Raw genomic sequence first — 15,479 nt, 5'->3', positions numbered from 1 at the left:
CGGCTTCCGGAGTTCTAAACAGGGTTGAAGGTGTTGCGGCATCCGCGTGCTCACGTGTTTATCCATCACTACGTACCATCGGGCTGGCAAACTTATACGTACCTACTCCTGTTCTATCAGTAGGCAATCTAACCGTAAAACAGCCCAAATGGTTATCTCTCAAATCGGGACTCAACTTAGTCTATTTTGTACTACCTGGCTTACAGTCTTCGGATTTGGAACAACGATAACCGGCGCGGTTGCTCAGTCGGCTACATCTGTAAAACAACAACAAATGAATTCTCAATCAACAGCATCAACCGCCCAATTTGAAAAAGCGACGTTTGGAACGGGTTGTTTCTGGTGCACAGAAGCCATGTTTGAAACGCTCGACGGCGTTCAGTCGGCTGTATCTGGCTACGAAGGCGGCCAGGTAAAAAACCCTACCTATAAGCAGGTGTGCGAAGGAACTACGGGCCATGCCGAATGCGTAGAGGTAACGTACGACCCCAGCAAAGTAACCTACGCTGAATTGCTCGAAGCGTTTTTCCGCAGCCACGATCCAACCAGCCTGAACCGGCAGGGTGCTGATGTGGGCACGCAGTACCGGTCGGTGATTTTTTACCATAACGACGAGCAAAAACGGTTGGCCGAAACGGCTAAGGCCGAGCTCGACAAGTCGGGTGCATACGGCAAGGCCATCGTTACGGAAATCAGCCCGGCTACTACTTTCTACGAGGCCGAAGCGTACCATCAGAATTACTTCGCTCAGAACCCGGAACAAGGTTATTGCGCCTTCGTGATCGCGCCCAAACTGGATAAATTCCGTAAAGTATTTAAAGAGAAATTGAAAGCCGATAGTGTTCATTGAGCGAACAACTAGCAAAACGCTTAAAATGGCCCCTGATGGGGCTTTTTTATTGACCAGTCAGTATTTATTTGGTATCCGTTATATGTTGATTTTGCCTCTATTTATACCTCGGCTGTTGATTGTACCTGGTAGAGATACAATCAACAGCCGAGGTACAAATCACATGAAGGGTGTCTATGGCAGCCATTGTGCGGAGAGCTTACGACACTAATGTAATCGTGAAGTCACGATACACGTCGCTGAACGTTCAACTCAGTAAATTGGGCTACGAAAAGAAAGAGCCATTGTGTGGGCTTAAGCCCGAAACTCCCTATCTGTGGCAGCAGCTGTTAATCCCTCATAAAACGAAACCTAATTATTCTGATCGGGAGCTAGCTGACTTGCTTCGTATGACACCTGCTGAGTTCAAAGACCTCACCCTGTTGTATTCGTCTCCTTTTACAATCCAGAAAATTGAGTCTCAATCTACCGAGCAAGCAACCAGACCAGCTAACATTTTCAGAAAAGCTTGACGGTAATTCGATATATCTAAAAACCTGAACTAGATCGCGGTTTGGTTTTTCAGATGTGGCCGAATCAGAAGCTCACTCTATGGCTGGATTCGATTCTTCTATCTGCCTTTTAAAATCACTTGTAATTATTTAATGCAATGAATACAATTCTTACCGACATTGACCAGCCTAAAGTATCTGCTGACATTGTGCGAAAACGATGCTTTGTCGTTACTCCAATCGGGGGAGACCGATTTGCCACCTCAATTCGTTATGACCAACCGCCAAGTCCTTAGCCGCTTATACCTTACCCTTGTGCCCTTCTTAGCCGCTGCCATAGCCCTTGGCCTTGGACACAGTAAACCCCAACTTTATCTACCCATCTGGCTAGCCAATGTTGCCCTGATGGCAATCGCTATCTGGGTCATGGGAAAGAATTGCTTCACCAATCCCGATCCTGACCAAAGGCAACTCGGTAGCATTGCGCTGCTGGTGATAACGCCCTGGATCGGCTTTACCGTTTTCGCGGGCATGGGGCCGCCGCCTACTTCCATACCCGAATGGGTGAACACGGCGAGCGAACAACAAATCCGCTATGCACTATTGATAGCGGGGGGGATTCTGATTACCGCTGGGTTGACCTTGCTGGCTAACAAACTCCGCCAAAGCGGTGAGAAACAATATTGGTTACTTGGTGTACTAGCGTTGGGCATCGCTCTGCCTTTATTTATTGCCAATATGGCCTATTGGGGTAGCTTTTTAGGCGAATCGTTCACTAATTTTTCGGCCGCTTCAATCGCGAAAAGACCCGATTGGTACTTGTCCGTACGTGCGCTTTTTAGTTGGATTAGCGGAGTGGAGGTAGCCCTATTATATTTAGCTACAGCTGCTTTTGGGTTAGCTCTGCAAGCAGCAAGCTGGTTTAAGTCCAAGGCTTGTCGGTTCTATGTGCTTTTCAGTCTAGTCGGCTCTTTACTAAGCGTACTCCCATCATCTTCTTTTGAACCAATTGTGATTGCCACTTATTTAGTGTCCATCCCTGCTTTCCCTTTCATCATGCCCTATCTCATGGCGCTTAATTTATTAAATCTAGCTAATCGCATTCCCAGTAAGTCTAGATAAAGTGAAACCAGAGAGATCCTTTTGTCTCACGAATGAGCCTTATTTGAGAATACGTAGATGGGTAGTTACTGGTCAAATCAGGACTTGCTTTGATCCTGCATCAACCACACTAAACAATGCTTAGACGGGCAAGTATACACTGAAGGTAGCTCCCAGACCCGGCTGGCTCTGGGCCGTAATTGCCCCGCCATGATTGGCTACGACCCGTTCACAAATGGCCAGGCCAATGCCCGTCCCTGCAAATTCATTTTTGCCATGGAGCCGCTGAAAAACCTCAAAGATGCGATCTTTGTATTTTTCATCAAAGCCTACGCCGTTGTCGGCCACCTCAATCCGGTAGTAACTTGAAGTTGCCTGCACCGGCTTGACGGTATCGGGTAACTCACTCACGTTTAACGTTTGGGCGCTTATCCGTATCTGGGGTATCACCGATGGGCGACGAAACTTGAGAGCGTTACTGATTAAGTTTTGAAAGAGCTGGGTGAGTTGAAGCTCGTCGCCCTGGATGGTTGGTAAAGCCGCCACGGTAACCTCGGCGGCTGTTTCCGCGATGACCAGCTCTAAGGTGGTAAGCACCTGCTCCATCACATTCTGTAGCGACACCGTGCTACTCGTATCGCGTTGAGTAGCAAGGCGGGAGAAGTCCAACAAATCCCGAATCAGCTTTGACATGCGGCTGGCCGCTGACTGCATCCGTTCCAAATAAATCAACTCCTCGCCGGATGAGGTGCTATAACTACTCTTTAGTAAATCACCGAAGGCCTGAATCTTGCGCAGGGGTTCCTGTAAATCATGCGAGGCCACATAGGCAAACTTCTGGAGGTTGTCGTTGGAGCGGGCCAGCAACCGATTGGCTTCTTCGACCTCTTCATTGTTAGCCGCTAACTCTTCATTGGCGGTCGCCAGTTCTCCGGTTCGTTGTTCGACCAGTTCTTCCAGGGCTGCCTGCGTTTGCCGCTCCTGGGTGACATCGCGCATACTACCAACCATTTTTTGGGGTCGTCCGGCCTCATCGAAATACATTTGGGCCTGGGCCCGCACGATGCGGTGACGGCCTGTGCGCTGGGTAATCACGGTGTATTCCTCATCCAACATGCCACCCAATTCAGGCGTAGCTGCCCGGCTGACTGCCTCGATTAAGCGCGTTCGATCCACCTCGAGGATGGAATTATAAAGCTGATCCTGCCCGATAGAGTCCTGGCTAAACTCAAACAGCTCTTTGAGTCGCTCCGAATAGGTGGTTAGTCCCGAGTGCATATCCACCTCCCAGGTGCCCATATCCGCTAAGCCGATGGCACCCTGCAGGGTCGCTTCTTTTTCTTCCAGGGCGTGACGAACCCGAATCTGCTCGGTGACATCGATGGCCACTACGACGATTTCGTAGGGGTTGCCCGCCGGATCAAACACGGGGGTATAACTAAAATTGTAATAGTTGTTGGTCAGCTCGCCCCGGCGGAAAATCTTAACTAAGGTGCCACTGGTCGTGTAGGCTATGCCGGTAGTATATACCTCATCCAGAATGGCCAGAAAAGGCTGGCCTTCGGTCTCCAGTTCGGGCAACACTTCCCGCAAGGGCTTCCCGGCAATACCGGGCCCTTTTCCTAAGATGTCAATAAACACCTGGTTGTGATTCTCAATAATCATATCGGGGCCAACATACACCCCGATGGCCGCGCGGGCATTATCCAGGATGGCCCGCAGTTTGGTCTCACTTTCGGCAATGGCCAACTGGTTCTCGACTTGCGTGGAGATATCAATCCCATTGCCGATATAGCCATTGAATGAACCCTCTGCTGTATAACGAGGCTTTCCCGTAAAGAGAACTGTTCGGTACACCCCGTCCCAGCGTCGGACCCTCACATCAATTTCATAGCTTTCCTTAGCCGTTGTAGCCCAGATATACGTCGTCAGTAAACGATTATAATCATCTGGGTGCATAACCTTAGGCCAGCCATCCCGGCCCAGGGCTTCCTCCTGGGTTTGTCCGACAAACTCTCGCCAGCGCTGGTTCCAGTAGACCACCGTGGCATCTACATCCGACTCAAAGACAAAGATGGGGGCTTGTTCCGCCAGCGTCCGAAAGCGGGCCTCACTTTCTTCCAGCTTCGTTCGGTTCACCACCTGCTGGGTGACGTCGATGGCCACTTGAATCATGCCCGTAATCTGTCCCCCTTCTTGTAGAGGCCGGTAGGCAACATTGTAATAAAAGTCTTGTAACACCCCATTGCGAACATGGGGAACCAACACTTCGGGCAGGTCGAAGTCAATCCCATCCTGATATACGCGTTGCACCTGCTGCCAGGCATATTGGCCGTCCAGTTCGGGCAGAACGGCCAGAAAGGGTTGGCCGATGACCTCCTCGCCTCGGCCTATAAAGGCCAGCATCGGCGGATTGATCTGATCAATGATGAAATCATCCCCGCGCAGCACCAGGGTGGCCGCCGGTGACTGCGCAACGATGCTTCGGGCGCGGGCCTCACTGCTCCGCAGGGCTTCTTCGGCCCGCGCCCGGCTTACAGCTTCCCACGTTCGTTCGGCCGTCTCGTCCAGCAGGCTTAGTTCATGTTCAGTAAAGGCGTGGGGCCCCTCGAAGTGCACAAACAGAACAGATACCAGCTGCCCAGCCTTGATTAAGGGCTTGTTGAGGGTGGCCCCCAATTGCAGCCGGGCGTGAGCGATCTTTTCCGCCTCCGTCAGCGTGGGGTCTTGCGTAATATCGGACCGGATCACCGTGTGGCCGTCCTTCAACTGGCCCATCAGTTCAGTGCCGTACTCTTCGTAACGGTATCGCCCCTCAAGTCCGGGTACGCCCTTGGTGTAATTGCGGGTAACCTCGATGGTCTGCCCGTCCAGCAGGTCTTCGGCGTAGCCCACCCGGTTGGCCCCGGTGTATTCCCCCAGCGCACAGGCTGCCTGATACTGAATCTCAGCCGGGTCGGTTAGCGACCGCAGTCGGTCGCTGAGCGAGAGCAGAAAGGTCTGCTGCGGTTGAACAGCTAACTGGGCAGCTTCCCGAAGCTGTACGATCTCGGTGATGTCGTCGACGGAATGAATAATGTAGCTGACCTCGCCCGCCGGATCCAGCACCGGCTGGTTGAAGAGCTTCCAGATTTTAATGTCTAGCTGGCCTGTTTGCGGATTGATCAAATCATAGCGCAGATCGGCCGCTTCGTGCAGGCGTTTGGCGTGCAGCACCTGGCGCAAGGAAGCCTCCAGATTGACCCCCTCCGCCCGCTGCTGATTCTGGGCGTTGTCAAAAAAAGCCTCAAACACTCCTTTTCCCAGAAGCGTCTCGCGCTGGGTGTGAGTTACCTTCAGGTAATCATCGGTTACGGCAACAATGGTGAAGGTGGGCGCATCAGGCAGCAAGATCAAACGGTTGCCCGGAATGGCATTTAGAATACGTAGGGCGTTAGAATCGAAGAAGTGCATTACTATAAAGGCAGAAGGCTTCTCCCAAAAATACATCAACAGGGGGGTAATGCTGGTTGCCCATTGAGTAAAGTTAACGTTGGGCCCTTGGTTAGTATCTGGGCTGAGATTGGATCAACCGACAGTAGTATCAACTTCTTCATGGCAAATAGCGAGTGCTGGCTTCGTCTGGCCATACTCAGTGGGGCACCATACTACTATGATTACTTAATAGTGATGGGCAGGTAGCATTCGGATGATGAGCATACCCCAATGCATTAGCCAATGCGGCGCAGCTTCCCTTGAAATGTCAGCCTATGATACTCCTATGGTTATCAATTGATCTAGCCGTCAGGCTCACGAAACGCCCTTTTGATGATACTTCTTACGGCTCAACATGATCCATAGCCCGAAGGCGGTTAAGAACGCTTAACGTCTCAAATTGCCCTCTCGTCAATCTACGGCTCATTTACAGTTTGATAGTTGAGTTTGCGAAACATGGCCGCTGACCTTATGTTACACTATTTTGTCCTACTTGGCGGTCATGAGCGGCCTACTGGTGATCACTTCCTTTCTGGCCATCCCGACTTGTCGATGACTCGGCGAAAGTTTACAGTACGCCGACCAGGCGCAGGTTCAGTATCCTTGGTCAACCCACCTTTTCACGTGCCGATCGGGTCGCCGCTTGTCACCAGCCAATTCACTGTTTTCTTTCTGTAAACTGGTAAATGAACGGGGCGAATTCAACGTCGCTTTTCGGTAGCCAGCGTGATGCTGGGAAACGGGAAAATTCCCAATAGATTGATTTCGACTCAGGCCGATTTCGCCGTCGTTCGTCGTCATCCTGGTCAACTTGAGCCATCTTGTTTTTGTACAATTCTGGATCAGTCTGAGAACGCGTACGTCGTCGAGGGACATTTTTGCCAAATCTCCCGATAGATTGAGTTGACTGGTACGCGCAACAGTCACCTGCGATCAGCGCGGAAGCTCTTGGCTCTGTACTATTCCGGATGGGTGGCCCAGTTGTTACTGGCTGATCAGGATCGGCCATAGTCATGTGATGATCATGTGATCGGAGTGTCCACGGGTTCCCCGAAGGAAGGTCGGGGCCTAGGCAGCCGGTCTGGCTCAGGTACGTTAGCCAATGACCCCTGATCAGATAATCGACCAGCCTAGTCTCTCAGGTCGCTGTAATGCAGCATCACCCGGGCCGTATCGACAACCCAAGCCTCATCAGTTATCCAGATTTCATGGCTATGGCTACTGTGTCGCCTTTTGTATCGTCGAATTCCAGTCCGTGAGAAGATATGTGGTCAGGTACGTTCTTTCCGAAACGACCAGCGGCAACGTATTAGCGGCTATTATAACGCTAAATAGATATACGACAAGGAGTTATCCTGAATCGATAAGTTTATAGCCAACCACAGCCGTTATGATCTGTTTAGGAAAACAGCCTCACGTAAAGACTGATAAGAAAAAGGTAGAGCCCACCGTGGCTCACCTGCGCGCTTATGAACTGTTCAAAGCCGACTTTGAGAAACGCCACCCCGGCGGGCTGGTGTTTAGTGAGCTGGAGTACAAAGGCTCGACAACCTATGCCAATCCTCACAGACACTCCATCCGCGTAGGAAATCAGCAGCATGATCGTCTCCTCGATGCGCTGGGTGATGATTTTCGTCGATGGCTCAATCCCGGTGATTTTCGCAAACCTGATGGCATAGGCATAAACGCGCAGGGTACAGTAGGTGAGCTACTCGAAGTGACGACGAGGGGTAACAAGGAGGGGGCGATAACCCAGATGAGAGACAAGCTCAGCACCCTGGAGGGGATCAACAGAACTCACGATCTACGAGTGTATTGGAAGCCTACGAGCTGGCGCCCCGCCAACACCGAGCGAGAACTGTATTACCCGGTGAAGCCATGGCCCGACGAGCTGATCCGGTACGTATGCTTCAATCCGACCTATCGCGACACAACACAACCCGGTATCGTGCTCTACGAGATGCATGCGATCCCTAAAAGCTCATTGCGATCCGTTCCAGCGGCGATTCCACAGCCAATTCGGGAGCCTCTACAGACCGCTTACAAACGTCCGGAATTTAAACTGGTCTCGGCTGCCATCTGGGCAGAGCGTTTCCTGACAACCTACCCTACTACTAAGCCAATTCTACAAGGGTTGGCGTTTATGATGGGTGCAGGTGCGCTCGTGGTCGCCATCTTGCTGGCTTTCGATCCAATACCAGGTGATGAAGTTGCTGCTGCTTATGCAGCCATGGCGCTGATCAGACTAGCTAGGCGATAAGCACAGAATAGAGAAGGTACGTTCAGGCCCTCGGCTTGTCTATCTGTTGTAATATTCATTCATAGTGTCATATTTTGAACAGACAGTTAACTAGCCTGGTTACTCAACAGATAGATTCATTTGTGTTCGGCTTGCCTTGGAAACAACTCCTTCTAACAACAGCTATCCCTTTTTACAGGGAGGCGGTGAAATGGGTATGCTTACCCAACGGTATAATTGGTCACAGACACCGCTTGGCTCGCCAGATCAATGGCCAATAAGCCTGCGTACCCTTGTTGGAATTGTTCTTCATTCAACCTTCCCGATGTTTCTGCTTTGGGGAAAAGACCTGACCTGCTTTTACAATGACGCCCTGCTGCCTGGTTTGAACACAACCGGGAAACACGCAGCACTGGGCAAGCCAGGCAACGAGGTATGGGCCACGGTATGGGACCTTGTTGGGCCGCAGGTAGACAAGGCGATGGCTACCGGACAGGCAGTTTGGTTTGATAATCAACCGATTCCTTTCCTGCATGATAGCCGGGCCGACCATCCGCACGGCACGTTCACCTACAGCCCTGTTTTTGATGACGACGGGCGGATAGGCGGTGTGCTGGCGACAGCTTACCCGACAACCGCCAGCCCAACCCGCGAGCAACACAAGCTGGCGCAGAGCGAGAAACAGTACCGTACCCTGATTGAGGAATCGCCGGTGGCAATAGCCGTCTATGCTACCCGGGATTTTATTATCGACACAGCCAATAACGCCATGATCACGGTGTGGGGAAAGACACCCGCCGTAATTGGTATGAAGCTGACCGAAGCACTGCCAGAGCTGGAGGGGCAGCCGTTCATCAAATTACTGGAAGACGTGTATGATACTGGCATTGCCTATCAGTCAGACGAACAACAGGCCAACCTGGTAGTGAATGGCATCTTGCAGGAATACTGGTTTACGTTTACTTATAAGCCGCTACTCAACGATGACCAGGAGGTTTATGCCATTCTGAATGTAGCCGTCGACGTTACGGAACGGGTTATGTCGCGGCGATGGATTGAAAAAAGCCAGCAGCAGTTACTGGCCTCCTTCGAGCAGTCACCGGTGGCCATTGCCATGATCAACGCAACCGATCTGGCCTTCACGATGGCGAACCCGTTCTACGGCGAGTTGGTTGGCCGAACACCAGACCAATTGGTTGGGAAACATCTGCTGGAAGCGTTACCAGAATTGCAGGGGCAGGGATTTGATAAGCTCTTGGGTGAAGTTATTGATACGGGGATTCCGTACATGGCTAATGAAGTTGCGGTAGACCTTATTCGGCGCGGCCGGCTAGAAACGATTTATATTGATCTGACGTATCAGCCTCAGTATGAGATAGACCAAGACGTAGCAGCGCCGGTGTCCGGCATTGTCAGCCAGCCTGAACCAGGACGCGTTATGGGGGTCCTGGTTGTTGCCACAGACATTACGCAGCAAGTGCTGGCCCGCAAGAGAATTGAAGAAACAGAAGCTTCGTTGCGGGGTGCTATTGAACTGGCCGAACTAGCCACCTGGAGCCTGGACATTCAGAACGAAGCATTTCATTATTCGCCCCGATTCATGGATTGGCTGGGTTTTTCGGAATCGACAAAACCTATCGACGAAGCCTATAATCCATTACCTGACGACTATCGGCAGCGTGTGGCGGCGGCGATTAATGCGGCCATTGACCCCAACTCCACTGGCCTTTACGAAAACGAACATCCCATTGTTAACCGGCTCACGGGCCAGGTACGTATCATTCATGCGCAGGCACAGCTGTTTCGAAATACCAATGGGAAACCAGTCCGATTGAGCGGTACCGCCCGCGATATTACGGAGCAGCGCAGGTTGCAGCTTGCCTTAGAGCAGCAGGTAAAGCAACGTACTGAAGAACTGGCAACATCCAACAGCATTCTACAGGCCACGAACGAAGAACTGGCAGCCCTCAACGAAGAGTACGCAAGTATTAACGAAGAGTATTTGGCCATGAACGAAGACCTGCATGAGTCGAACGAACTGCTTATTCAGTCGAACACAAACCTGGAACGATTTGCTTATGTAGCCTCTCACGATCTGCAGGAACCGTTACGGAAAGTACAGCAATTCGGTGATCTGCTAACCAGCCAGTATGCCGCCCAATTGGGAGAAGGCGTACTCTATCTGGAGCGGATGCAGGCGGCGGCCTTTCGCATGTCGAACCTGATTCACGATCTGCTTAGTTTCTCGCGCATTGTTCCACGTCAGGACGCAGTTGCGCTGGTTTCGCTCAACGACGTGATCAACACCATACTGTCTGACCTTGATTTGCTCATTCAGGAAACCGGCGCGGTTATCGAGGTTGACCATCTGCCTACTATCCTGGGTGATGCGTCGCAACTAGGCCAACTCTTCCAGAATCTGATAAGTAACGCCATCAAATTTCGACAGACCGACGCAGAGGGGCGCTCCGTAGCGCCACATATCCAGATAAAAGTCCAGTTAATCGCCGCAACTGATTTACCTGTGGGCGTCAATCCAACCCGGTCGTCAGGCGCTTATTATCAGGTCTCGATTATCGATAATGGCATAGGTTTCGACGAAAAATATACCACTCGGATCTTCCAGATATTTCAGCGTCTGCACGGTAAAAGTGAGTATGCCGGAACCGGCATTGGCCTGGCCATTTGCGAAAAGGTAGCGGCCAATCACGGAGGAGCCATCACCGCCACCAGTCAACTCGGCCAGGGCTCAACATTCAGCGTGTATTTGCCGGTATAAAACAGTTTGCAGTTTTCTGTTTACAGTTGCGCTGCTAACGTACCTGACTTAGGCTTAGCAGCGCAACTGTAGACTGTAAACAGAAAACTGTTTTAAACAAATTCATTGCCCCGCTCCTTAGCGTCGGCTACGAATTCCTTTACTTTTTGCTCTTCATCTTTACGGCAGATCATCAGCACGTTATCATACTCAGCCACAATGTAGCCGTCGAGGCCGTTAACAACCACCAGGCGATCTTTCGGTGTTTTGATAATGCAGTTTTTGGTGTCGTAAAGCAGAATATGGCCGTCGATTACGTTCAGGTTGTCGCTCTTGTCAGACACTTCATACAGTGATTTCCACGTACCCAGATCCGACCAGCCGAAATCGCTCAGCACAACGTACACGTTGTCGGCTTTTTCCATGATGCCGTTATCGATCGAGACACTTTTGCAGAGCGAATACGCCTTATGAACGAACGCCTCTTCCTTGTCGGAATAGTAGAGGTCGTCGCCTTCAGCAAAAATCTCAGCGGTCTCCGGCAAGTACTGCTCAAACGCCTTACGGATGGATGCTGCGTTCCAGACGAAGATACCCGCATTCCAGACGAACTCGCCACTCTCAACAAACTGCTGGGCTAGCTCGAGATGTGGTTTTTCAGTGAATGTCTTTACCTTCTTCACCTTTTCATCCGAGCCATCGGCCGATGGCTCGGCAATGTACTGAATGTAGCCATAACCGGTATCCGGGCGGCTTGGCTGTATACCCAGTGTAACCAGCACGTCTTTTCCTTCGGTGGCGGCCAGGGCCGTACGAATCGTATCGCGGAAAGCCTCTTCCTTCAGGATAATGTGGTCGGCGGGGGCTACTATAATATTTGCCAGTGGGTCTTTCTGAAGAATTTTGTAGCAGGCATACGCAACGCAGGGGGCGGTATTGCGGGCCACTGGCTCACATAACACCTGGTCGTCGGTCAGTTGTGGCAGCTGTTGCTGACAGAGATCTTTATACTTGTCGCTGGTTACAATGTAGATATGGCTGGGGGGACAGATTCCCTCAAAGCGATCAGCGGTTTGTTGAAGCAACGTGCGGCCTGTGCCAAGCACATCATGAAATTGCTTCGGATAACTGGTACGGCTAAACGGCCAAAAGCGTGTGCCAACGCCGCCCGCCATTATTACAACATATGTGTGATTCATAGTGAACTCGATGTTGCCACAAAGGTAAGGTAAAGCTGAACGACGACTTCGATTTCTTAGCCAATGCGCCTACGATATACCAATAACGGTTTTAAAATTGGCTTTTTCATGTGTACCAGTTTGCCTGTTCCGTAGCCTTGCAGTATTAACCCGCTGAATTACAGGCACACAGCCAAAATTTTATGAATTATGTAACTAATTGGTAACTAACCTATTGGGCGTAATTTTAATTTGAAATAGGTAATAATTCTAATATAAAATTGTACACAGCCTATGATATATGTATTTTCGACCATTAAATAACCACCTTCAACAATCATCAAAAACGTATATGATGAGACGCTTACATCAGACCGTTTCCGCCTCCTGCCTATTTATACTGCTGCTGTCAGTAACGGCCTTGGCGCAAACCAAACTATCAGGAAAGATTACCGATGCTGTTGGGCTACCTATTCCCGGAGCCAGCCTTAAAGTGAAGGGCAAAGTGACGGGAACCATAACCGATAGCAAGGGCGATTTTTCGCTGACGACCAATACTCCCCCGCCATTTACGCTTGTCATTTCATCAGTCGGTTTTGCTGCCCGTGAAGTGGCCGTAACGGGCAGCACCTCCACTATTTCCGTAAGGCTCGACGAACAAATACTTCAAGGCCAGGAGATTGTGGTATCAGCTTCCCGGGTAGAAGAAAGCGTGATGAAATCGCCGGTAGCGGTTGAGAAAATGGATATCCGGGCCATTCGCGAAACGCCAGCCGCCAATTTCTACGATGGTCTGGCCAATTTCAAAGGTGTGGATATGGCTACGCAGGGTCTGCTGTTCAAGTCGATCAACATGCGCGGTTTCGGTGCTACAGGTAACCCCCGTACGGTACAGATGATCGACGGAATGGACAACTCGGCACCCGGCCTGAATTTCCCGGTCGACAATATTGTGGGTATGCCCGAGCTGGATGTAGAAAGCGTTGAAATTCTGCCCGGTGCAGCCTCGGCCCTCTACGGCCCGAACGCGATTAATGGCCTTATTTTGATGAATAGCAAAAGCCCGTTCCTGTATCAGGGTCTGAGTGCCAATGTGAAAACCGGCCTGATGAACGCCAGTAACCGGTCTACCGCCACTACCGGTTTTTACGATGGCTCTATCCGATATGCCAAAGCGTTTAACAACAAGCTTGCTTTCAAACTGAACCTGTCATACATCAAGGCAGACGACTGGCAGGCTACGAACTATAACAACCTGAATATCAATGGGGCGCAGGCAGGCGTTAATGATCCTGCCCGTGGTGCAGGCGTAGCGCCAAACTATGACGGCGTAAACGTGTATGGCGATGAAGCGCAGGCTAACCTGCTCTCTGTTGGTCAGAGCCTGGTAGCAGCTAATAGATTACCGGCCGCAGCGTTGGGGCTGTTGCCAAGCAGGAGCGTGAGCCGTACGGGTTATAAAGAACAGGATCTGGTCGATTACAATACAAAGAGTCTGAAATTCAACGGGGCCGTTCATTACCGGATTACGGAGAAAGCTGAACTGATCGGTCAACTCAACTACGGGCAGGGAACAACCGTGTATACGGGTGCCAGCCGGTATTCGTTACGAAATTTCAGCATCACTCAGGCTAAACTCGAACTGCGGGGCAGCAACTATTCGCTTCGCGCCTATACCACGCAGGAACGCTCGGGCGATTCATACGCGGCAGGTTTGGCAAGTATCTACATGAACGAAGCTTGGAAGCCCAGCACGCAGTGGTTTGGCGAGTATACCGGGGCATTTGCCCAGGCCCGGGGCGCAGGCCAAACTGAAGAACAGGCCCTGATAACGGCCCGGGGCGTAGCCGATCAGGGGCGGCCGCTGCCAGGTACGTCGGCCTACCAGAATTTGTTTGAGACTTACCGGAATAGGCCAATCTCACAAGGCGGCGGCGCTTTCCTCGACAAGTCGAATCTGTATCATGCCGAAGGGGTATATAATTTCAAAGACATCATCAAGTTTGCCGATGTGCTGGTTGGTGCCAATGTTCGGCAGTATCAGCTTGGTTCAGAAGGTACGTTGTTTGCCGATCAGGCCGAAGGCAGAACCGGGCGTATAAACATCAACGAATTCGGGGCCTTTGCGCAGGTTGGCAAGAATCTACTGAGCGACCATCTGAAAATTACGGGTTCACTGCGTTACGACAAAAACCAGAATTTCGAGGGTCAATTTACGCCGCGTGTTTCGGCCGTAACCACGTTTGGTGACCACAACGTACGCCTATCGTATCAGACGGGCTTCCGCATTCCGACCACGCAGAACCAGTATATTGACCTGCAAACGCCTAATGCCCGGCTAATTGGCGCATTGCCTGAGTTCTACACACGCTACAACCTATCTAACTCCTACACACTGAATAACGTATCGGCGGTTGGTGCCGACATCACCAAGGCGCTGGCCGATCCGGCTACCGAAGCAACCGCAAGGGCGCTGATTACCCAGCAGGTAACGGCTCAGGTAACGAGTGGTGTGCAGGCTGGCGTAGCGGCCGGAACAATACCCGCGAGTGTATCGGCAACGGTAATTCAGCAACAAGTGGCCGCTGCGCTACCCGGTGCTATTACAGCCAACCTGACTGCTACCAAACAAGGTGTTGCTGTACTTAACAACTACGGAAAGCTGGTTCCCTATCAGCAGCGGGCGTTTAAGCCAGAGCGCGTAGCCAACTACGAAATCGGGTATCGGGGTATTTTTGGCAAAAAACTGTTTGTCGATGCTTACTACTACTACAGTGTTTACACCGATTTTATTGGTAGTGCCGTGCTGATACAGCCAACGGCATCGGCGGCTCCGGGTCTGCTTGATCTGAAAAGCGGCGTGTTTGGCGGCAGTACACGCCGGGCTTTCTCACTACCGGCCAACAGCAGTCAGGACATCACGGCCTCCGGCTGGGCCATTGGGCTGAATTACGCCTTGAACAAAGGGTACATTATCAGCGGGAACATCGCCAATAACAACTTGAACAATTTTGTTCCTTCTGAGGAAGTACAGTATTCAGGCTTCAACACACCTAAATACCGGTATAACCTGACGTTCACCAAGCGGGCCACAAACACGTCGAAAATTGGCTTTAGCGTGAACCTGAAGCACCAGGATGAGTTCGTTTGGGAGTCGAGTATCGTACAGCCATCTGAGCCAAATGTGACTCCGTTCACCAATACCATCGTGCCAGCTATCAATAACCTCGACGCGCAGGTTAGCTACAAACTGACCGGCATGAAATCGATCGTGAAAGTGGGCGGTACTAATATTCTGGGCACACCCTACTATCAGGCGTATGGCAGCGCAATTACCGGCTCGATGGTCTATGTTGGCCTCACGTTTGATGAGTTGATGCGTTAGGCT

7 protein-coding genes are annotated in these 15,479 nt (G+C 51.2%); 5 read left to right on the top strand and 2 right to left on the bottom strand.

Annotated elements, in window-relative coordinates; translation table 11 throughout:
- Positions 1–274: 274 nt before the first annotated feature.
- Complete coding sequence (gene msrA, locus J2I46_RS17340) at positions 275–850, top strand: peptide-methionine (S)-S-oxide reductase MsrA (RefSeq protein ID WP_207330319.1); 576 nt, start codon at positions 275–277, stop codon at positions 848–850.
- Positions 851–1,614: 764 nt separating this feature from the next.
- The gene (locus tag J2I46_RS17335; RefSeq protein WP_207330318.1) at positions 1,615–2,463 is read left to right on the top strand and encodes a hypothetical protein; all 849 of its coding nucleotides are present in this window, start codon (positions 1,615–1,617) and stop codon (positions 2,461–2,463) included.
- A gap of 120 nt (positions 2,464–2,583) precedes the next feature.
- Here J2I46_RS17335 and J2I46_RS17330 read toward each other — a convergent pair whose 3' ends face one another.
- Positions 2,584–5,895: a PAS domain S-box protein gene (locus tag J2I46_RS17330; protein ID WP_207330317.1), complete on the bottom strand. Its 3,312-nt coding sequence runs from the start codon at positions 5,893–5,895 to the stop codon at positions 2,584–2,586.
- A gap of 1,411 nt (positions 5,896–7,306) precedes the next feature.
- Between J2I46_RS17330 and J2I46_RS17325 the strand changes: the two genes are divergently transcribed.
- Positions 7,307–8,176, top strand: coding sequence for a hypothetical protein (locus J2I46_RS17325; protein WP_207330316.1), 870 nt, complete (start codon positions 7,307–7,309; stop codon positions 8,174–8,176).
- Between the two features lie 304 nt (positions 8,177–8,480).
- The gene (locus J2I46_RS17320; RefSeq protein WP_207330315.1) at positions 8,481–10,934 is read left to right on the top strand and encodes a PAS domain-containing sensor histidine kinase; all 2,454 of its coding nucleotides are present in this window, start codon (positions 8,481–8,483) and stop codon (positions 10,932–10,934) included.
- A gap of 92 nt (positions 10,935–11,026) precedes the next feature.
- Here the strand turns inward: J2I46_RS17320 and J2I46_RS17315 are convergent, their stop codons facing one another.
- Complete coding sequence (locus tag J2I46_RS17315; protein ID WP_207330314.1) at positions 11,027–12,112, bottom strand: mannose-1-phosphate guanylyltransferase; 1,086 nt, start codon at positions 12,110–12,112, stop codon at positions 11,027–11,029.
- A gap of 331 nt (positions 12,113–12,443) precedes the next feature.
- On the opposite strand from J2I46_RS17315, the gene J2I46_RS17310 reads away from it, so the two are divergent.
- Positions 12,444–15,476 (top strand): carboxypeptidase-like regulatory domain-containing protein, encoded by a 3,033-nt coding sequence (locus J2I46_RS17310; RefSeq protein WP_207330313.1) that lies wholly within the window; start codon positions 12,444–12,446, stop codon positions 15,474–15,476.
- Positions 15,477–15,479 lie beyond the last annotated feature (3 nt).

The organism is Fibrella forsythiae (genome assembly GCF_017353175.1).
GTDB classification, from domain to species: Bacteria; Bacteroidota; Bacteroidia; order Cytophagales; family Spirosomataceae; genus Fibrella; species Fibrella forsythiae.
This window is presented reverse-complemented; position numbering and strand designations above follow the sequence as displayed.